Genomic DNA, 19,057 nt, shown 5'->3' with positions numbered 1-19,057 from the left:
AGGACACCGATCAGAGGGAGGGGGAGATGTCGTTGCATGAGGCACAGCCAAGCGATTTCGCGCCCGACTGGCCGGCGATCATCGCCGTCGTTCTGGGCGTCACCGCCTTCTCGGTGGCGCAGGGGCTCACCTATCCACTGATCTCACTTTCGCTTGAAAGCCGCGGTGTTTCTGCCGGCATGATCGGCCTCAATGCCATGGGCTTTGCCGCCGGTCTCGGTGTGGCGACCCTGGTTCTCGGCCGGCTGACCCGGCTCGCCTCCGCCGACAGGCTGATCATCGCCAGTCTCTGCGGCTGCTCTATCTGTCTTGCGACGCTTGCCTATACCTCAGAGCTCGCCATCTGGTTTATTGCGCGCTTCGCCCTTGGCTTTTTCGTCAGCATGGTCTTCATGCTCGGCGAAGCCTGGCTGAATACGGCCTGTCCGGACCGGCTGCGCGGTCGTGTTTCCGGGCTTTACGGCGCCGGCATGTGTGGCGGCTTTGCCGCCGGCCCGCTGGCGATCCCGTTGCTCGGCACCAGCGGCGGTCTCGGCTTTGCGCTGCTTGCGATCTACATCGCGCTCGTCGCGTTTCTCACCGGCCTTTTGACCATGGGCGCGCGCACGCGACCAGAGCCTTCCTCGACGCGTGACCTCTTCGCCTTCTTCACGAAGGCGCCGATGCTGATCCTCATGGTGCTGATGTTCGGCTTTGCCGATATCGCGGCGATCTCGGCCATGCCGGTCTACTTCGTCAAGACCGGTCACAGCCAGGCCTTTGCCGCCCTTAGCGTTACGGCGCTGGCAATACCCACAGCCCTTGCCCAGCCCTTTATCGGCGTGCTGCTCGACCGGTTGCCGCGCCGCCGGGTGGCGATTTCGGCCGCCGCCGTCGCCGCCACCGGCTATCTGCTCGTGCCGTTCCTGTCCTCCGATATCGCCCTGCTACTCAGCTTCGCCTTCATCGGTGCGGCAAGCTTCGCGCTCTATACGGCGGCGCTCACCATGCTCGGTGAAGAATATCGCGGCAGCATGCTGGTTGCCGGCAGCGCCGCCTTCTCGCTCGCCTATGCGGCCGGCAGTGCTGCCGGTTCCGGCGCCACCGGCGCACTGATGAACTTTGTCGATCCGGTCGCCGGTCCGATCGGCGTCGGCGCGGTGCTCGTGATCTTCACCCTAACCTTCGTGATTGCCGGTCGGCGCTAGCCCGCGGCACAGAGCCGGGCAAGCGCCTCCCCGAAAACCCGCGCAGCAGGTCCGAGCGGCTCGTCGATCCGGTGAGTGAGATAGCACTCGGCGCCGATCTGGCTGTTACGGCCAAGGGCTGCCGTCGGCATACGCACGAGGCGGCCTTCATCGAGATCCCGCTGTACCTGCCAGAGCGGCAACCGGCCCCAGCCGAGGCCTGCCCGGATCATCGCATGTTTGGTGTCCTGACTGCTGACGCGGCAGGTCTGCGGCGAGAGTACGCCGAAATCCCGTCCTGCCGTTCGCTGCGATGGATCGGACTGCACGATCTGCAGGTGGTCGGCGAGCTCGGCGTTTTCGAGTACGCCATCGCGGGCGCTCAGCCCCAGGGGATGTTGCGCCGCGACGACCGCAACGAGCTGAACCGTCGCGAGTGCCTGACGGGCGATCGCCGGATCGCGGAAGTCTTCGCCGACCATGATGCCAAGGGTGAAGCGGCGTTCGACGAGACCATCCAGCGGCCCGCCGAGCGGCGAAACCGCAAGCCGGATCGAAACAGTGGGGTAGATCGTCCGCATCTCATTCAGGGCCAGCCCGATGGTCTCGATCGGGAAAAGCGTGTCGACGATCAATGAAAGCTCGAGCTCGATCCCCTCGCCAAGTCCGCGTGCTCGGGCCCGCATGGCGTCTACCCTGAGCAAGATGTCGCGGGCATTGGCAAGCAGCGCTTGCCCTTCCGGCGTCAGCACCGGCCGATGGCCCGAGCGGTCGAAGAGCGCAACGCCAAGTTCGCTCTCCAGATTGGCGATGGCATGACTGACCGCCGATTGCACCCGAGAAAGGCGGGCAGCGCCCGCGCGGAAACTCCCACTTTCGGCGACGGTAACGAAGGTCCGCATCTGATCGAGCGTCAGGGCATCCAGCATGATCGATTCCATAGATCAATTTGATGAATTTTATCTCACTTCACCAGATCAAGGAAAGCCCCCATCCTCCGAACAGCAAGTGCTCAGCAGGAGGCAAACCGATGGTCAAGATACTCGTCCTCTACTACTCATCCTATGGTCATATCGAGACGATGGCGACGGCCGTTGCCGAGGGCGCGCGCGCCGCCAGCGCCACGGTCGCGCTGAAGCGGGTTCCCGAAATCGTGCCGGAGGCCGTAGCCATCAAGGCGGGGTACAAGCGCGACCAGCATGCATCGATTGCGACCGTCGCGGAGCTGCCGGACTATGACGCGATCGTCATCGGCACGCCGACACGCTTCGGCAACATGGCGGCGCAGATGAAAAACTTCCTCGATCAGGCAGGCGGTATCTGGGCGCGGGACGCCTTGGTCGGCCGTATCGGCAGCGTCTTCACCTCGACGGGAAGCCAGCATGGCGGCCAGGAATCGACGATCCTTGCCACCCATACTGTGCTTCTCCATCTCGGCATGGTGATCGCTGGCCTGCCCTACAGCTTCAAGGGTCAGATGCGCATGGACGAAATCACCGGCGGATCGCCCTATGGCGCCTCGACCCTCGCCGACGACGGCAATGGTGGTGACCGACGACCGAGCGCCAACGAGCTGGAAGGCGCGCGCTTCCAGGGACGCCACGTCGCAGAACTCGCAGCGGCGCTGGTCGCCGGACGTGCGCGCGTGGGGGAGATCGCCTGATGGCCACGGCCGCAACCTTCCTTCGAGAAAGAACCGATTGGCCGGGTGTGATGACGGTTGTCACCGCCGGCGTGGTCGCAGCCATGCAGGTCGGCAAGGGGCTGATTGCCGGACCCATGCTGCAGTCCGACCTCGGTCTCGATCTCTCCGCCCTCGGCTGGATCACCTCAGTCTTCGCCGTCGTCGGCGTCATCGGCGGCATGGCGGCGGGTGCCTTCGTCGCGGCAGCCGGGGACCGGCGTCTGCTCGCAATCGGCATGGCCCTGCTGGCGCTCGCCTCCTTCGCGGGAGCAGCCAGCCCGGCGTTCGCGCTGCTTCTTCTGTCACGCATCGTCGAAGGTTTCGGCTTCCTGCTGGTCGTCGTTGCCGGCCCGGCTATTCTCATGCGCCTGGTGACAACGGATCGACGCGACCTCGTCTTTGCACTCTGGAGCTGCTTCATGCCCGCGGGCATGGCAATCGCCATGCTGACCGGTCCGGTCTTTGCCGATTGGCAAGCGATCTGGTGGAGCAATGGCTTGCTCACGCTGGCGAGCCTCGCTTTAGTCTTCCTGGCGGTGTCACCATCTCCGGCAACACCCGGCGGCGACACCACTTTCCGTAGCGATGCGGCCGAGACGCTCACGAGCCGCGGCCCGATGCTGCTTTTCGTGCTGTTTTCGCTCTACAGTCTGATGAGCTTTACGCTTTCGAGTTTTCTGCCGATCCTGTTGATCGAGCGCCTGCACGTCTCGCTTGGTACCGTTGGCCTCCTGAGCGCCGTCATCACGCTGGTGAACGTCATCGGCAATCTGGCCGCCGGTCATCTTCTCACCCGAGGATTTGCCCGAGGCCGGCTGGTCGCGAGCGCCGCCTTGCTGACGGGCGTGTTCGGCCTGTGGATCTTCCTGAGCCAGTCTGGCGGACATTTGGTCCTTTGGCTTTGCATCCTGTTTTCCGCGATCGGCGGCCTCATTCCGGCGACGCTGATTTCATCGGTGCCGATTCTTTCGCCGCGCCCGGCGCTTGCGCCGATGGCGATGGGTCTGCTGATGCAGGGCAGCAATCTGGGGCAGCTCATCGGGCCGGTCGCAGTCGGAACGGCGATCGAGCTCTACGGCTGGACTTCGGGGGCAGCCTTCATCGGCGGCAGCGCCCTCCTCTGCATCGTGCTTGCGCCGACGCTCGAACGGGCGCTGCGAACCAAAATGCAGCGGAGGTGATGGCCGCCTGCAGAGGCGGAGCGCAAAGAAAAACCCACCGGCGGCAAACCGGTGGGTTCGGCACTACGGAAAACCTATGTGCGGATCAGACGAACTGGCTGAGACCCGGAACCGAGGCGACCACTTCGTCGACGATGTCGTCGCCGGCCTTTTCCTTGGCAAAGGCAATCGTTTCCTTGGCGAGCCCGGTGATTTCACCCATGCCGAGGCCCTGGCTCATCAGCTGCTGGCCGAGCGCCATGACGCCGCCGCCGCCGATCGCCGACATCAAGCCGCCGAGCAGACCGCCGCCGCCCGTGCCTTCGCCATTGTACTGAGCGATCAACTCAGACGCGCCCGGGATCGCTTCAATCATCTGTGCAACCGGGCCGTCAGCGGCTTCGCGCTGCAGAAAGCCGAGAATCATGCCAACAGCCTTTTCGGCCGTTGCCGGATCGATGCCGATATTCTCCGCGACGCGCGTGACCAATTCATTCATGGACCAAACTCCCTCATTCTATTTTTGACGTTGACGTCAAGGTAAATGATCAGATCGGGAATGACAAGCCATCCACGATGCTGATCAGGGGCCGCGAAGCCGGCTGCATTCCGGTTGCAGGCGGGCACAGGCTTGTTGCCGGGCGCAACCGCACCACCTATAACATAGAGCCAGCCACATTTCGATGACGGGCCTTTGCCGAAAGACGCGAACCGCCCGCTTTCATTGATAAAACGGAGATGAAGCCCACATGTTGGAAGAAGGCAAGCTCTTTATCGGCACCAGCCGCAAGCCTGATGATTCGATCAACAAGGGCGAATATCTGGAGCTCAAATTCGGCAACCGCCACGGCCTGGTCACCGGCGCCACCGGCACCGGCAAGACGATCACGCTGCAGATCCTTGCCGAGGGCTTTTCCAACGCCGGCGTCCCGGTCTTTTGCGCCGACGTGAAGGGCGATCTCTCCGGCATCGGCGCGATCGGCGAAGCCAAGGATTTCATCCTGAAGCGTGCAGAACAGATCGGCCTGCCGACGAACCCTTACGAGTTTCAGGAATTCCCGGTCATCTTCTGGGATCTTTACGGCGAGAAGGGCCATCGGGTCCGCACCACCATGTCGGAAATGGGCCCCCTGCTCCTCTCGCGGCTTATGAACGCCACCGACGCGCAGGAAGGCGTGCTCAACATCGCCTTCAAGATCGCCGATCAGGGCGGCCTGCCGCTGCTCGACCTCAAGGACTTGCAGGCGCTGCTCAACTACATGGGCGACAATGCCAGCGCGCTTTCCAACCAGTTCGGCTTCATTTCCAAGGCGTCGGTCGGCTCGATCCAGCGCGAACTCCTGATCCTCGAACAGCAGGGCGCCGAGCATTTCTTCGGCGAGCCGGCGCTGAAAATCAGCGATATCATGCGCACCACCAATGACGGACGCGGCGCGATCTCGGTGCTGGCGGCCGACAAGCTGATGATGAACCCGCGGCTCTACGCGACCTTCCTGCTCTGGCTGCTTTCGGAGCTGTTCGAGGAACTGCCGGAAGTGGGCGATCCGGACAAGCCGAAGCTCGTCTTCTTCTTCGACGAGGCGCACCTGCTCTTCAACGACGCGCCGAAGGCGCTGATCGAACGCGTGGAACAGGTCGTGCGCCTGATCCGCTCCAAGGGCGTCGGTGTCTATTTCGTCACGCAGAACCCGCTCGACGTCCCGGACACGGTTCTCGGTCAGCTCGGCAATCGCGTGCAGCATGCGCTGCGCGCCTATACGCCGCGCGACCAGAAGGCGGTCAAGACCGCCGCCGACACCTTCCGCCCGAACCCGGAATTCGACTGCGCCACCGTCATCACCAATCTCGGTACCGGCGAAGCGCTGGTCTCGACGCTTGAAGGCAAGGGTGCGCCGTCGATGGTCGAACGCACGCTGGTGCGCCCACCGCAGTCACGCGTCGGCCCTCTGACCGAGGCCGAGCGCCAGAAGGTGATGGACGTCAGCCCCGTTCGCGACCTTTACGACGAGGATTTCGACCGCGAGTCGGCCTATGAGATCCTGGCCGCACGCGCCAAGAAGACCGCCGATGCGCAAGCCCAGGCCGAGCAGCAGACAACCGAAGCCAATGCCGGCGGCAGCCGTTGGACGCTTCCGGGCTTCGGCGACGACGATGATGCCGCGCCGGCAGGGAAACAGGCTCGCCCGCGCAGCTCCGGCTACCAGCGCGAGACGGTCGTCGAAGCGGCGATGAAATCGGTCGCCCGCACCGTCGCAACCCAGGTCGGCCGCGCACTGGTGCGTGGCATCCTCGGCAGCCTCAGCCGGCGCTGAACATGGCCGCGCCCGCGCGCATAGCTCGAGGCCGATATTCTTGCCCGCGCCCTGATCTCGATCGGGGCGCGTCGTTATTTTGAAAGGAACATACGCATGGACGTTAAAGATTCGAACGGCGCCATCCTCCAGGACGGCGACAACGTAACCCTGATCAAGGACCTGAAGGTCAAGGGCACCTCGACGACGCTGAAGCGTGGCACGATGGTAAAGGGCATTTGCCTCACCGACAATCCCGACGAAGTGGAGTGCCGGGTGGAGAAGATCAAAGGCCTGGTGCTGCGTACTGAATTTTTGAAGAAGGCATAGCTCTCCCCTGCCGCCGGCCTGCTGCGCTGTGGCTGGACGAGCATTATAGTCCCTGAGAACGCAAAAACCCGGCGGAAGAACCCGCCGGGTTTTTGTTTTGGATTGCAGGCCAGATATCAGGCAACCGTCAGCTTGACGTCGATGTTGCCCTTGGTCGCGTGGCTATAGGGGCAAACGATGTGTGCCTTCTGGACGAGGTCTTCGAGCACCGCCTTGTCGACGCCCGGCGACGAAATCTCGAGTGCGGCGTCAATCCCGAAACCGGTACCGTCCTCACGCGGGCCGATGCCGACCGTTCCCGTCACCGTCGTGTCTTCCGGAAGCTTTACCTTTTCCTTGCCGGCAACGAACTTCAGGGCGCCGAGGAAACAGGCTGAGTAGCCGGCGGCAAACAGCTGCTCCGGATTGGTGCCGCGGGCGCCGTCGCCGCCGAGTTCCTTCGGAACGGTGAGGGTAATGTCGAGAACGCCATCTGCGCTCTTGGCCTGGCCGGCACGGCCACCGGTTGCGGATGCAGTGGTGCGATAGAGAATGGGCATTGGCGGGTCTCCTTTGCGGTTCCGAGTGGATGCGAATTAGATATCGCAAAATTCAATTGCGCGCAAATCAATTTTGCAAATTGCGTTTTGGACGTGTTTTTGCGAAAATGCGACCATGGCAAACAAGGCGACACATAGCGAGACAATCCCGGAGGAGGCGCTAGCGCTCGGCAAGCAGCTCTGCTTTGCCGTCTATTCGGCGGCACATGCCTTCAACCGTGCCTACAAGCCGCTGCTCGATCGTTTCGGGCTTACCTATCCCCAATATCTCGTGCTGCTCGCACTCTGGCAACAGGACGAGATGACGGTAAAGCGCATCGGCGAGGAGATCGGGCTCGATTCCGGAACGCTGTCGCCGCTTCTGAAACGCCTGGAAGCAGCCGGTTTTGTCGCACGGCAGCGCGATCCGAGCGACGAACGACAGGTGATCGTTCGCCTCACGGAGAAGGGCCGCGACCTCAAGAGCGAGGCTTTCGGCATTCTGATGGATATCGGCAAGGCGTCAGGCTGCAGCCTGGAAGAAGCCGGTGAAATCCGGGAAACGCTGCATCACTTGACGCGGCAGCTCAATGCCGGCCACGGCGCGGACTGACTGCCGCCTCCCGAAATTGCGGAGGCGGCCACCTCATGAGATGGCGGAGTGCGCTCAACACGACGCACCGCGGATGTCAGATGACGAGGATCGGCGCTTTGCCGCGTACACGATCATAGAGATCCATGACATCCTGGTTCAGCATGCGCACGCAACCGGACGAGACGGCCTTGCCGATCGACTTCCATTCGGGCGTTCCGTGGACGCGGTAGAGCGTGTCCTGACCATTCTGGAAGATGTAGAGCGCACGTGAACCCAAAGGGTTGTTGAGGCCCGGGGCCATGCCACCGTTCTTGGCCGAATAGGGCTTCAGATGCGGCTGGCGGGCGACCATGCTGTCCGGCGGGGTCCAACGCGGCCACTTCTGCTTCCACTGGATGACACCGCGGCCCGACCAGGCGAAACCCTCGCGGCCGAGGCCGACGCCGTAGCGCAACGCCCGGCCGCCCGGCTGGATCAGGTAGAGGTAGCGGTCGCCGGTATCGACGACGATCGTTCCCGGCTGCTCGCCAAAGGGATCGCTGACCTCCTGGCGATAGAACCGGGCGTCGATCTGTCGGAAAGGCACTTCCGGCACCTGATAGCCGCCATCGCTTATGGAGGCATAGATGTCCGAGACATAGAGGCCCTGCGGCGGAAGCCCGGTCGGAACCGGTCCCGGGCCATCCTGCCCCTCATAGATGCCGCCGGCGCGCGGATCGGTAAAGCGCCCTTCGATCGCGGGATTGCGGAACACCGGCGCAGTCTCGTAGCGGAAGACATCCGTGTTCATCGAGGAGGTGCAGCCCGCAAGGCCGGCGGAGGCAACTGCCAATCCGGACGAGCGCAGAAACTGACGGCGAGAAAAGAGGACTGAAGAGGACATCGAACTCTGAAGGGCTTGAGTGCGGCCTGAGGAGTGCTGCATGAAATTGCTTAACGAAATACTACGCGCCAGCCCCTCGGAATGGGGCGATGCTTGCATTTCCGGCTGGACCGAAGCTTGCGTCGTGGCGTGAATCGGAGAGAACTCAAACGCTGTGGGCGTTGAAGCGCGGCTGGCGCATCAGCGTTTCGAAATCGGACGCGGAGAGCGGCCGACTGAAGAAGTAGCCCTGAATCTCGTCGCAACCGCTCTGGCGAAGAAACTCGACCTGCGCCTGGTTTTCCACACCTTCTGCGATGACACGCAGACCTAGATTCTGGGCAAGCGAGATGATCGCCGCGGTGATCGCGTTGTCGTCGAGATCGACAGGAATGTCGGCGACGAAGGAACGGTCGATCTTCAGGCGGCGCACGGGAAAGCGCTTCAGGGCGCTGAGGCTCGAATAGCCGGTACCGAAATCGTCGATTGCCAGATGCACACCGATCGCCTGCAGCTCGTGCATGGTGGCGATTGCGCCGGGCACGTCCTGCATGATCAGGCTTTCCGTGAGCTCCAGTTCGAGGCAACAGGGCTCAAGCCCGGTTTCAGCCAGGATTGCCGCCACATGGCCGGCCCAGTTGCGTTCGCGGAACTGACGCGCCGAAACGTTGACGCTGACGATCAGCGGCGGCAGGCCGGCATCCTGCCAGCCCTTGGCCTGGCGGCAGGCCGCCCGCAACACCCAGTCGCCGATCGGCACGATCAGCCCGGTTTCTTCGGCAAGCGGAATGAACTCGGCCGGCGAGACCGTGCCCCGCTCCGGGTGCCGCCAGCGCAGCAGCGCTTCTGCAGCAAAAACGCGGCCGTTCGCAAGGTTCATCTGCGGCTGGAACTGCAGGAAGAACTCCTCATGCGCCAGCGCCTCACGCAACTCCTCCTGCTGCCGCAGCTTCTCGTGCGCCTTGGCAGCCATCTCCTCGGTGAAGACCTGCAAATTGTTGCGGCCGAGCTCCTTGGCCCGGTACATCGCCATGTCGGCATTGGCGAGCAGTTCGCCGACGGTCTTGCCCTGATTGGGAAAACAGGCGACCCCCATGCTGCAGGTGACCTGCAGGCTCCGGCCCTCGATCTGCATCGGCGCGGCGATGGCGCGGCGAATATCCTCAAGTCTTGCCAGCACGACGTCCCGCTCGCAGGGAAGGCCATTCAAAAGCAGGATGAACTCGTCGCCGCCGACGCGCACGACCATATCCGACTTGCGCACCGACGAGCGCATGCGCGACGCGGTGATCTTCAACAGTTCATCGCCGGCCGCATGACCCAGCGTGTCGTTGACCAGCTTGAAATTGTCGAGATCGAGGAAGGCGAGCACCGCCCATTGAACGGTACCGCGCAGGGCCTCGAGTGCCTCGGCGACCTGCTCCTCGAACAGCGCGCGGTTGGGCAGGCCCGTCAGCGCATCGTGATGCGCCATGAAGCTGATGCGGTCCTCCGCCTGCTTGCGCTCGATGGCGATACCGGCCAGATGCGTTGCCATCGCAATCAGTTCCTTCTGGCCATCGTCGGGAACGCTGACCGAGCCGGAATAGAGCGCAAAGGTGCCAAGCACCTTGCGGTCGCGCGAATGGACCGGGGTCGACCAGCAGGAGCGGAAACCATAGGGACGAACGAGTTCGCGATAGTCGTCCCAGAGAGGATCGGCGAGAATATCCGAGACAATTACCTGCTCGCCGCGCCAGGCGGCCGTGCCGCAGGAACCCATGCGCGGGCCGATCTCGACGCCATGGATCGTCGCACAATAGCTCTCGTCGAGGCTCGGCGCCGCGCCGTGGAAAAGGTAGCGGCCATCGGCCGACAGCAACAGCACCGACCCCTTGATGCCGGGCATCAGGGCCTCGATCAAAAGGATCATGTCGCGGAAGAACTCGTCGAGCGGCCGACTGTTTGCGATCATTTCCAAGAGGCGAGCCTGCCCTTCGAGCAGACGTTCGGCGGCCTTGCGGTCGGAGATATCACGCGACACGCCAACGATGCCGACGATCTTGCCGAGCTTGTTGCGCAGCGGCACCTTGGAGGTCATCAGCCAGCGGTCGCGGCCCTTGCTGACGATTGCCCGCTCTTCGATGCCGAAAATCGGCTCCCCGGTTTCGATGACTCGACGTTCGATCTCGGCGATCACCTGTGCCATCTGCGGCGGATGGAGATCGAAATCGGTCTTGCCGACGATGTCCTTCAGCGCCTCGAGCCCGTTGTCGGCAACAGTCACCTGGTTGGCAATGAGGAACCGCCCCTCGACATCTTTGGCATAGATGTAGTCGGGCACGTGGTTGATCATCGTTTCCAACCAGTAGTGGCGGTCGGCGATGTCGGGCTCGGCGGGAAAGATGCGCGCAACTTCTTCCGCTAGCCGGTGGCTGGCATCGATCAGGCGACGTGTATCCTCGTTGCCGCCGGCATTCAGGGCAGCATATCGCGGATTGCGGGACGTGTTCTTCGCCAAAGAGGCCTCCCGACGTTTATCGTCACGTCGCTGGTCGATCTTTCCCCACTTCACGTTAGACGAGCAAGAGTTAGCTCTTCCTAAATAACTTGTAGAAAAATCGTGTAGAGGTTGCAATCTCGAAGTCAGCAGAGTTGAACGAAGGGTGGACAATGCCACCCCCAGGCATGTTCAGGACAGGCGCCGGCGTGCTGCCGGAAGGAGCATCAGCAATTGGTCGGCCACCACCATGACGAGGATGGCGAGGCCCGTCAGCGGAAAGGCCAGTCCAGAGAGAATGGCCATGATCCACAATCCCGCATAGACGCTGCGCCTTGGCGGCATCGGCGGCACTCCAATGCGCCCCGCCGGGCGACGCTTCCACCACATGACGATGGCGGAAAGGGAGACGAGCACGATGGACAGGCAAGCCGCGAGCATCAGCAGTTGGTTGGGGCGTCCCCACTCCTGCCCCTTGTGCACGTTGATGCTCCATTCGATCGCCTTTCCGAGTGCCGGATAGTTGCCGAAGGCAACATCGACGAGCGGCTTGCCGGAATATTGGTCGATGTGGATCGTGCGCTCACGTGCGAGTTCGGCCGGAAAGATCGCGGCCGTATAGACACCGCTCTCGTCGGCCGGAAGCGCCAGCTCATAGCCGGGCAGCATGCCGGCGTCATCGGCGATCGCCACTGCGCGGTCGATGCCGACAGGCTCGGCGGCGCTGCTGCTCGAAGTCGGGACCGGCGCGTTCTCCATCAGCCAGTTGGCTTTGGGCAGGACGCCGGTCGAGACCTTAGTCGAAGTCGGAACATCGTCCCAAAGCACCGCCGGATAGCCGAGCCCCATGGACGTCAGCTTGGCGTTGACGGTGGCGCCCCAGTAGCCGGACCACAGCAAACCGGAGAAGGCCAGGAAGACGATGAGCAGACCGGCGACGATGCCGGTCACGGCATGGAGGTCGCGCCAGAACACGCGGCGCGAAGGCGTACCGCGTACGGTCAGCACGCCGCCGGTCTGCTGGCGTGGCCACCAGAGATAGATGCCGGTGAAAACCAGCAGGATCGCAAAACCCGCAACGATCTCGATGATCGTTTCGACCGACTTGCCGAAATAGTCGAGGCTGTGCAGGTCCTCGACCACCTGATTGAACTCTTCGGTCGGCGCAATCTGATCGAGGATTGCGCCGGTATAGGGATCGACGAAGACCAGCATGCGGGCCTTGCCGATGCCGACCGTGACGCGCGCCGAGCGATCGACACCTGCGGGCGTGCGATAGGAGACCGCGGCGCTGCCGGGCACCGACTCGACGGCTGTAGCGACGATGGCCGAGGGCAGCATCCGATCGGGACCGACAGGCACGATGTTGCGATAGGCAAAAACGGTATCGTCGATCTCGTCATTGAAGAGATAGAGGCCGCCGGTCACAGCCAGGCTGATCATGAAAGGGATAACGAGCAGACCGGCAAAGAAGTGCCAGCGCCAGATGGCGCGATAGAGGGAGATGCCGCGCTCGGCGGCCACCGGCTGCGCTGTGGCGCCGGTAAAGGATGCGGTTGTCATGGGTTTCTCCAGGGAAAACCGCATTTCGCGGCTTTGCCTCACGATGGGCGGGTCGGTCGCGGCTCACGGCCGGCGACGTCGAACAGTTGCGTCGACGCCTGGGAGGCCGTAAGCCGCTCCTCAAGCGGATGTCAGGCGGAGAAACCCGATGGTGGCGCCCGTGGTCCCGTGCCGCCGCGAAGGACCACGCGGACAAGCAGAAGTTCGTTCGCAGGGATCGGCGTGCCCCAGGCGAGTGATCGCACGGGTGCCGCGATCGGAAAGGGCGCCGGCAGATCGGCGGGCGCGACGAGGCAGCAGGACTGGCATCCATGTCCTTTCGTGCTGCCCTTTCCGTCGGCATCATCGTGGCCGGTGAGGCAGAGATCGGCAAAGGTGCCATCGGGAAGCGCATAGGCGGCCGCGGCCGTTGCGACCGGCATGGCGACCGCCGGCTGCTGGACCAGAGCCGATATGACGAGAACGAGCGCACAAAGCATACGCGCCGCCAAGTTCGTCAACCGATCTCCCAGATATCGTCGTGCCAAAAATGCCCCCAAAAATCGACTGCGACAGCTAAAGACCAACGGCTGGAAAGACAAGCCGACAATGAGCCGCATGGCGCATCAAAAGATTTCATGCGTGATATCAGCCGCGCCAGCTTCCGTCCTCCTGCGCGCTTGCCGTAAGACAGGCCACGGCAACGACGGGAGGAGTTCGACATGCTGACGATCTATGGGGTCTATCGCTCGCGCGCATCGCGCAATTACTGGATGGCGCGGGAGCTCGGCATCCCCTTCACAGCCGTTCCGGTCATCCAGGCGCGCCGGGTTGCCGATCCGCTTGCCGCAGACGCACCGATCAACACCAAGTCGCCGGCCTTCCTCGCCGTCAACCCGATGGGGCTGATCCCGGCGATCGAAGACGACGGCGTCGTGCTGACGGAATCGCTTGCCAACAATCTCTATCTCGCCCGCAAGTACGGCGGCCCGCTCGCGCCCGCCAACATCGCCGAAGAGGGGCTGATGGGCAACTGGACGATGTGGGCGGCGACCGAGGTCGAGCCGCATGCGGTGCAGATCATCCTGACCTACGACTACGGCGCCGAGGAAACAGACGAAGGCCGGGCGACGATCGCCACCTGCGCCAAGTCCCTCGACAAGGTGTTTGCCCGCCTGGAGAAGCACCTCGAAGGACACGACTACCTCGTCGGCGATCGCTTCACCGTCGCCGACCTCAACCTTGCGGAAGTCTTCCGCTACGCCATGAGCCAGAAGCAGATCTTCGAGAAACACCCGCGCGTTTCGGCCTGGCTTGCCCGCTGCCAAGCCCGCCCGGCCTTCAGGGCGATGATGGAAGAGCGGCTGAAAGAGTCGGCGGATTGAGCCGCCCGGAGGGGCTTCTGAAGATCAGCTCATGGTCGCCGCGTCGAAGTGAACGCGCGGCGCCCTGATATCAAGCAAACGCATGCCCTCCTCCACCTCGTCACGAACCCAGCGCTTGAAGGCGGCTGCGGCCTTGCTTTCCCGCCGCGATGGCGAACTGACAAAGTAGTGGCCGTAGCCGGTGGCGACCCGGATACCGAAGGGCACGACCAGACTGCCCTGGGTGAGCGCAAAGCCCGCAAGCGTCTGCCAGGCGAGCATGACCCCCTGCCCCGAAATTGCCGCATCGAGCACCAGCGACGCCTCGTTGAAGGTGTGGCGCACGTTCATTTCGGCGCCGGCGAGGCCGACCTCGCGAAGCCACACTTCCCAGCTGAACATCGAGTGACCGTCGATGACGGCAGGGAGCTTTAGAATATCTGCGGGCACTCGCAAGTTCTGCGCCATGGCCGGTGAACAGACGGGAAAGATCTCCTGCTGCAACAGCAGTTCGGACCTCGCGCCCGGCCACTCACCCGAGCCCACACGGATGCCGACATCGACATCGGACGTGTCGAGATTGACGAGTTTGGTCGTGGCGTCGATGCGCAGGCGAATGTCGGGATGCCGCTCGGCGAAACGGTTCAGCCGGTAGACCAGCCAGCGGGCGGCAAAGACCGGCGCGACCGAGATCGTCAGCACCGACTCGTCGCGTCGCCGTGCCGAGGCCACGGCCTCCGCCAGTTCCTGAAAGGCGTTGCTGAGGCGCGCCAGGAAGCGCTGGCCAAAGTCGGTCGGCACGAGACCGCGCGGCGTGCGCTCGAAAAGGATACGGCCAAGCTGGGATTCCGCCTTGGCAATCTGCTGGCTCACCGCACCGGAAGTCACGCCGAGTTCCTCAGCGGCTGCCGCCAAGGAACCCAGGCGGCCAGCCGCTTCGACGGCGCGCAGCCCATTCAGATGGACGGAGTTCAGATCTCTCATATAGTTTTCCTAAACCCGTTCGGTGCCATTCTCAATTGAAAATGACGTCCGAGAGGCAGAGCATCCAAGCATCGAAAGGATGGTCCGCCATGTTGAAGCTTTTCTCGACATTGACCGCATACGCCACTTCTGAACGCCGGAAGCAGGATGCGCCGCTGGCCTGGGCCCGCGACCCACTGCAGCACCCGGATCTCGAGCGCATGGACGAGCGTGCACTTGGAGACCTGCCGTTTCCCGGCTGGCCCTGGCCGCGCGCCGCCGACTGCACGCAAGATTGCCTGCAGGCCGGGGGCCGGTGACGCGCAATGTCCGCGTGATATGCTGACGGTATGAGCGAGGGCCTCCACCGCAACTTCACACGGGTCGTCAAGCTGGCGGAAGCCGCCGGCCTGCCGGAGGTTTCGATCGGCACCTCCTACGGCGCGCCGGCGCTGCTGGTGAAAGACAAGAGCTTCGCGCGCATGAAGGATGGCGAGACGCTCGTCGTCATGTGCTCGCTCGAAGAAAAGGAAATGCTGCTGGAACTCGATCCGCAGCTCTATTTCGAAACGGATCACTACAAAGGCTGGCCGGCGATGCTGGTCAGGCTTTCTACGATCGACGACAGGAGCTTGACCGGGCGGCTGGTTGCCGCATGGCGTCAGAAAGCGCCGAAGCGGCTTGCGGCGAAATTCGCCCGGTGAACGCTTCAGCTCCGATCGCCGACCTTGTAGATCAGGCAGACCCTGCCGTCATCCATCCTCTTCACATCCTCAAGATGGACGTAGTGGCGCTGGCTGACGGTATCGAACAGCGCCTTGCCTTGGCCGACCACCAGGGGATGGATGGTAAGACGCAATTCGTCGATCAGGCCGTGGTCCATCAAGCTCGACACCGTCCTGGCGCCGCCGACGACATAGATGGATCGGCCCGGCTGGCGCCTTAACCGCTCTATCCCTTCAACTTCGCGAACAATGCTGGCGTTGGCCCATTGCACATCGGCGCGGATCTTCGTGAGAACATAATGCGGCGTGCGGAGGGCAAAATCCGCGTATTCGATCTCCTCCTGCGTCGGTGCCTTGCCGGTGAACTCCAGCGGCGCATGAGGATCGCGTTTGATCGCACTCCAATATTGTTCGTAGCCCGTATACATGCCGCTTCCGAGGACACAGGCATCGATCTCTGGCAAGAGGTCGAAGGTGTCCGACCAGGAATCGACCCAATCCGTGTAGCCATCCGGTTCGTCGATCATCCCATCGATGGACATCTGCATGCCGGCAACCACCTTGCGCATCGTCGTTGTCTCCCTGTTGGCGTGACGCAACAAGGACGTGCGCGCGGCAACCGAGCCGACACCAGCGGCAAAAATCTCTCTCCGACAGCTGGCAGCATCCGATGAGCGGCCTTCCATTTCAGAGCCGGCGCCTATACCGGTGGAAACGATAGCCGCACAGGTGCTCTTCCATGATTGTTCGCGACCGCCCCAGCCTTCTGAAACTGTTCTTCATCCTCAGGGGATCGGTCATCCAGCGGATCTTTCCGCAGGTCCTGTTCGTCTTCGGCCTTTCCGCCTTTGTCGTCTGGGCGCACCGCGCCGATCCCGGCATCGTCCCGAGTGTCAACAGCGGCCCCTTCGCCCTGCTCGGGATCGCGCTCTCTGTGTTTCTCGGCTTCCGAAACAACGCCTGCTACGACCGCTGGTGGGAGGCGCGGAAAGATTGGGGGCAACTGATCTTCACCTCGCGCGATCTCGCACGCCAGACACTGGTCCTGGTCGACGCGACAGCATCGGGGGACGCGGCGCGACACCGGCTCCTCAACATTGCGATCGGCTTCGCTCACACCCTGGTTGGTCACTTGCGGCCGGGCAATCACGCCGCCAAAGCGCTCGCAAGACTGCCCGACGATCTCGTTCCGGGCTACAAGGCGAGCCGCAACGCGCCGGACTACCTTTTGCGTGAGATGGGACGTGACCTCGCGGGCTTGCGAGCTGCCGGCACGATCAGCGACTTTCAGTGGGCACAACTGGACGGCACGGTCGGCAGGATGTCGGCGATGCTTGCGGCCTGCGAGCGCATCCGCAACACGCCGGTACCCTTCGGCTACACGCTGCTCCTGCACCGCACCGCCTATCTCTTTTGCTTCCTGCTGCCCTTCGGATTTGCCGATGCGCTCGGATGGGCGACGCCCTTCGTTACCGCGCTGGTCGCCTACACCTTCTTCGGCCTCGATGCACTCGGAGACGAGCTGGAGGAGCCGTTCGGCGTATTGCCGAACGACCTGCCGATCATGGCGCTTGCCGAAACGATCGAGATCAACCTGCGCGAAGCGCTCGGCGAAACGGACCTTCCGCCGCTGCCGCAGCCGAAGGACTACATCCTGATGTAGCTCGGAATGGCGAGGCTCAGGCCTTGAGCACCGCCAATACCCGGGCGACGGCCGGACGCGCGGTCATGCGGTTACGGTGATCCAGGATCTTCGGGAAACGAGCCGGGTCAACCCCATCTGGCTCGAGCCAGCCGGCGATGGTGAAGAGATAGGGATCGGCGACCGAATAGGTCTCTCCCAGCACGAACGGGCCTTCGAACATCTTGCCTTCGATCAGTTCGAAGCAGGCTGCCATGTTGGAGGCAACCTTGGCCTTCATGGCCTCGTGCGCTGCCGGATCGTCGGCCCAGCGCGCACCGCGACGCGCATGGGCATGGGCGACATGCACCGTCGAGCAGAGATAGTTCATGAACGACTGCACCTGCGCAAAGGCAAAGGCATCGCCCCTCGGTGCCAGGTTCGCCGCCGGATGCGTCTCAGCAATATAGGTGAGGATCGCCGGCGTTTCGGTGATGACGCCCCGATCGGTCAGGAGTGCCGGAACCCGGCCCTTCGGGTTGACCGCGAGATAATCCGGCGTGGTCTGTTCGGCCGTCGAGAAATCGACGCGGCGCGCCTCGTAGTCCGCGCCCGCCTCCTCCAGCGCAATATGCGAGGCCAATGAGCAGGTGCCCGGTGCATAGAACAATTTCAACACTTGAACTCTCCTCTGCGGTCATGCGGATCGGATGACGTGATGCCGGCAGACCCGACCCTGCCTTCAACTCTGATGCACTGAAGCGGACTGCGTAAGGCGAACTGCGGACGTCCTGCCTTTTAGTGACTAACGAAGATCGGCCGCAGAAGAAAGGATGTGACCCCGATTGACAAGCCCGAACGGATTTCAATACAACGCTGTCGTTACGTTATAACATTATTGGAGTTGCTTATGAAGACGCTCTTTTCAACCCTCATCGCCGCCGGCCTGTTTTCTGCCGCCGCCACACCCGCCCTTTCCCACGGCGCATGGATCGGCGAACGCTGGGGAACGCTTGCGGTGATCTGCGGTCATGGTCCAGCGGACGAAGCCTATGACCCGGCCAAGGTAAAATCCGTCTCGGCGATTGGCGAGGACGGCAAGATGCTGCCGGTGACGATCGTGCCAGCGGACAACCACGCCTCGCTGAAACTCGACGGCGAACCGGCCCTCGTCGCGCTCGAATTCGACAACGGCTTCTGGAGCGAAGGGGCTGACGGCAAATGGGTGAATAAACCGAAGAATGAAGTGCCGGCGCCAAGCAGGCGAGCCATTCGGTAAAATACAGCATTGCGCTGGTGCACGCGCATGGTGACCTACCAGCCTTCCCAGCTCAGCCCTTGCAGATCGTTCCGCTCGACAACCCTGTCGGCCTGAAACCGGGCGAAAAATTTCGCGTCCGCCTCCTGCTTGAAGGCAAGCCGCTCGAAGGCAAGCAAATCACCCTCGACTATGCCGGATTGCCTGAACTCGTCTCCGAAAAGACGAACGCGAATGGCGAGGCCGAGGTGATGCTGCGCAATGCCGGCGTCAACATTCTCGCCGTAAGCCACGCGATCCCGCTCGAAGGCAATGTCGCCGCCGACAAGAAGGGGCTGACGGCGACGTTGACCTTCATCGCCGAACCGCACGTGCACGAATAGCCCAACTCGTCATCGCGTGGCGCCCCTCGGGATCCCGCGATGACGACCGTTGGGCACGAACGGCGGCGCCCGACCTATTGATGAGGCCCGGCAGGTATCCCTGCCGGGCCGTTCGC

General features: G+C 62.9%; 22 protein-coding genes. 12 read left to right on the top strand and 10 right to left on the bottom strand.

Going from position 1 to position 19,057, the window contains the following annotated elements:
* Positions 1-26: 26 nt before the first annotated feature.
* Positions 27-1,187: an MFS transporter gene (locus tag LAC81_RS03375; RefSeq protein WP_223726718.1), complete on the top strand. Its 1,161-nt coding sequence runs from the start codon at positions 27-29 to the stop codon at positions 1,185-1,187.
* On the opposite strand, the gene LAC81_RS03370 is transcribed toward LAC81_RS03375, so the two are convergent.
* The gene (locus LAC81_RS03370; protein WP_223726717.1) at positions 1,184-2,095 is read right to left on the bottom strand and encodes a LysR family transcriptional regulator; all 912 of its coding nucleotides are present in this window, start codon (positions 2,093-2,095) and stop codon (positions 1,184-1,186) included. The genes LAC81_RS03375 and LAC81_RS03370 overlap by 4 nt on opposite strands.
* Positions 2,096-2,196: 101 nt before the next feature.
* Between LAC81_RS03370 and wrbA the strand changes: the two genes are divergently transcribed.
* Positions 2,197-2,829: an NAD(P)H:quinone oxidoreductase gene (gene wrbA / locus LAC81_RS03365; RefSeq protein WP_223726716.1), complete on the top strand. Its 633-nt coding sequence runs from the start codon at positions 2,197-2,199 to the stop codon at positions 2,827-2,829.
* On the top strand, positions 2,829-4,031 hold the full coding sequence (locus LAC81_RS03360) for a CynX/NimT family MFS transporter (protein ID WP_223726715.1): 1,203 nt from the start codon (positions 2,829-2,831) through the stop codon (positions 4,029-4,031). The genes wrbA and LAC81_RS03360 overlap by 1 nt, the downstream gene beginning before the upstream one ends.
* Positions 4,032-4,116: 85 nt before the next feature.
* Here LAC81_RS03360 and LAC81_RS03355 read toward each other — a convergent pair whose 3' ends face one another.
* On the bottom strand, positions 4,117-4,509 hold the full coding sequence (locus LAC81_RS03355; RefSeq protein ID WP_223726714.1) for a hypothetical protein: 393 nt from the start codon (positions 4,507-4,509) through the stop codon (positions 4,117-4,119).
* A gap of 250 nt (positions 4,510-4,759) precedes the next feature.
* Between LAC81_RS03355 and LAC81_RS03350 the strand changes: the two genes are divergently transcribed.
* Both LAC81_RS03350 and LAC81_RS03345 read left to right on the top strand, forming a co-directional pair.
* Entirely contained in the window at positions 4,760-6,322 is a 1,563-nt protein-coding gene (locus tag LAC81_RS03350; protein ID WP_223726713.1) for a helicase HerA-like C-terminal domain-containing protein, read from the top strand.
* Between the two features lie 96 nt (positions 6,323-6,418).
* A complete protein-coding gene (locus LAC81_RS03345) occupies positions 6,419-6,631 on the top strand; it encodes an alkylphosphonate utilization protein (protein WP_223726712.1) in 213 nt (70 codons plus the stop codon).
* A 116-nt stretch (positions 6,632-6,747) separates the two neighbouring features.
* Here the strand turns inward: LAC81_RS03345 and LAC81_RS03340 are convergent, their stop codons facing one another.
* Positions 6,748-7,170, bottom strand: a complete 423-nt coding sequence (locus LAC81_RS03340) for an organic hydroperoxide resistance protein (RefSeq protein WP_192447518.1) — start codon at positions 7,168-7,170, stop codon at positions 6,748-6,750.
* A gap of 115 nt (positions 7,171-7,285) precedes the next feature.
* Between LAC81_RS03340 and LAC81_RS03335 the strand changes: the two genes are divergently transcribed.
* A complete protein-coding gene (locus LAC81_RS03335) occupies positions 7,286-7,762 on the top strand; it encodes a MarR family winged helix-turn-helix transcriptional regulator (RefSeq protein WP_113537910.1) in 477 nt (158 codons plus the stop codon).
* 76 nt (positions 7,763-7,838) lie between these two features.
* On the opposite strand, the gene LAC81_RS03330 is transcribed toward LAC81_RS03335, so the two are convergent.
* The 4 genes from LAC81_RS03330 to LAC81_RS03315 all read right to left on the bottom strand — a co-directional run bounded on the left by LAC81_RS03330 (position 7,839) and on the right by LAC81_RS03315 (position 13,148).
* Positions 7,839-8,627: a L,D-transpeptidase family protein gene (locus LAC81_RS03330; RefSeq protein ID WP_113537911.1), complete on the bottom strand. Its 789-nt coding sequence runs from the start codon at positions 8,625-8,627 to the stop codon at positions 7,839-7,841.
* Between the two features lie 145 nt (positions 8,628-8,772).
* Entirely contained in the window at positions 8,773-11,106 is a 2,334-nt protein-coding gene (locus tag LAC81_RS03325) for an EAL domain-containing protein (RefSeq protein ID WP_223726711.1), read from the bottom strand.
* 171 nt (positions 11,107-11,277) lie between these two features.
* Positions 11,278-12,648, bottom strand: a complete 1,371-nt coding sequence (locus LAC81_RS03320) for a PepSY-associated TM helix domain-containing protein (protein ID WP_223726710.1) — start codon at positions 12,646-12,648, stop codon at positions 11,278-11,280.
* A 131-nt stretch (positions 12,649-12,779) separates the two neighbouring features.
* Complete coding sequence (locus LAC81_RS03315; RefSeq protein ID WP_223726709.1) at positions 12,780-13,148, bottom strand: hypothetical protein; 369 nt, start codon at positions 13,146-13,148, stop codon at positions 12,780-12,782.
* 201 nt (positions 13,149-13,349) lie between these two features.
* On the opposite strand from LAC81_RS03315, the gene LAC81_RS03310 reads away from it, so the two are divergent.
* Entirely contained in the window at positions 13,350-14,012 is a 663-nt protein-coding gene (locus LAC81_RS03310) for a glutathione S-transferase family protein (RefSeq protein ID WP_223726708.1), read from the top strand.
* 24 nt (positions 14,013-14,036) lie between these two features.
* Here the strand turns inward: LAC81_RS03310 and LAC81_RS03305 are convergent, their stop codons facing one another.
* Positions 14,037-14,975, bottom strand: coding sequence for a LysR substrate-binding domain-containing protein (locus LAC81_RS03305; protein ID WP_223726707.1), 939 nt, complete (start codon positions 14,973-14,975; stop codon positions 14,037-14,039).
* 89 nt (positions 14,976-15,064) lie between these two features.
* Here LAC81_RS03305 and LAC81_RS03300 point away from each other — a divergent pair, with 89 nt between their 5' ends.
* Together LAC81_RS03300 and LAC81_RS03295 are read left to right on the top strand one after the other, a co-directional pair.
* On the top strand, positions 15,065-15,274 hold the full coding sequence (locus LAC81_RS03300) for a hypothetical protein (RefSeq protein ID WP_223726706.1): 210 nt from the start codon (positions 15,065-15,067) through the stop codon (positions 15,272-15,274).
* A 30-nt stretch (positions 15,275-15,304) separates the two neighbouring features.
* Complete coding sequence (locus LAC81_RS03295) at positions 15,305-15,658, top strand: MmcQ/YjbR family DNA-binding protein (protein ID WP_223726705.1); 354 nt, start codon at positions 15,305-15,307, stop codon at positions 15,656-15,658.
* Between the two features lie 5 nt (positions 15,659-15,663).
* Here the strand turns inward: LAC81_RS03295 and LAC81_RS03290 are convergent, their stop codons facing one another.
* On the bottom strand, positions 15,664-16,248 hold the full coding sequence (locus LAC81_RS03290) for a dihydrofolate reductase family protein (RefSeq protein WP_223726704.1): 585 nt from the start codon (positions 16,246-16,248) through the stop codon (positions 15,664-15,666).
* Between the two features lie 170 nt (positions 16,249-16,418).
* Here LAC81_RS03290 and LAC81_RS03285 point away from each other — a divergent pair, with 170 nt between their 5' ends.
* Entirely contained in the window at positions 16,419-17,342 is a 924-nt protein-coding gene (locus tag LAC81_RS03285) for a bestrophin family protein (protein WP_223726703.1), read from the top strand.
* A 16-nt stretch (positions 17,343-17,358) separates the two neighbouring features.
* Here LAC81_RS03285 and LAC81_RS03280 read toward each other — a convergent pair whose 3' ends face one another.
* Entirely contained in the window at positions 17,359-17,979 is a 621-nt protein-coding gene (locus LAC81_RS03280) for a glutathione S-transferase family protein (RefSeq protein ID WP_223726702.1), read from the bottom strand.
* A 231-nt stretch (positions 17,980-18,210) separates the two neighbouring features.
* Here LAC81_RS03280 and LAC81_RS03275 point away from each other — a divergent pair, with 231 nt between their 5' ends.
* The gene (locus LAC81_RS03275) at positions 18,211-18,579 is read left to right on the top strand and encodes a hypothetical protein (protein ID WP_223726701.1); all 369 of its coding nucleotides are present in this window, start codon (positions 18,211-18,213) and stop codon (positions 18,577-18,579) included.
* Positions 18,580-18,596: 17 nt separating this feature from the next.
* The gene (locus tag LAC81_RS03270; protein WP_235693167.1) at positions 18,597-18,941 is read left to right on the top strand and encodes a DUF4198 domain-containing protein; all 345 of its coding nucleotides are present in this window, start codon (positions 18,597-18,599) and stop codon (positions 18,939-18,941) included.
* Positions 18,942-19,057: the final 116 nt, after the last annotated feature.

It is taken from the genome of Ensifer adhaerens (genome assembly GCF_020035535.1).
Classification (GTDB): domain Bacteria; phylum Pseudomonadota; class Alphaproteobacteria; order Rhizobiales; family Rhizobiaceae; genus Ensifer.
This window is presented reverse-complemented; position numbering and strand designations above follow the sequence as displayed.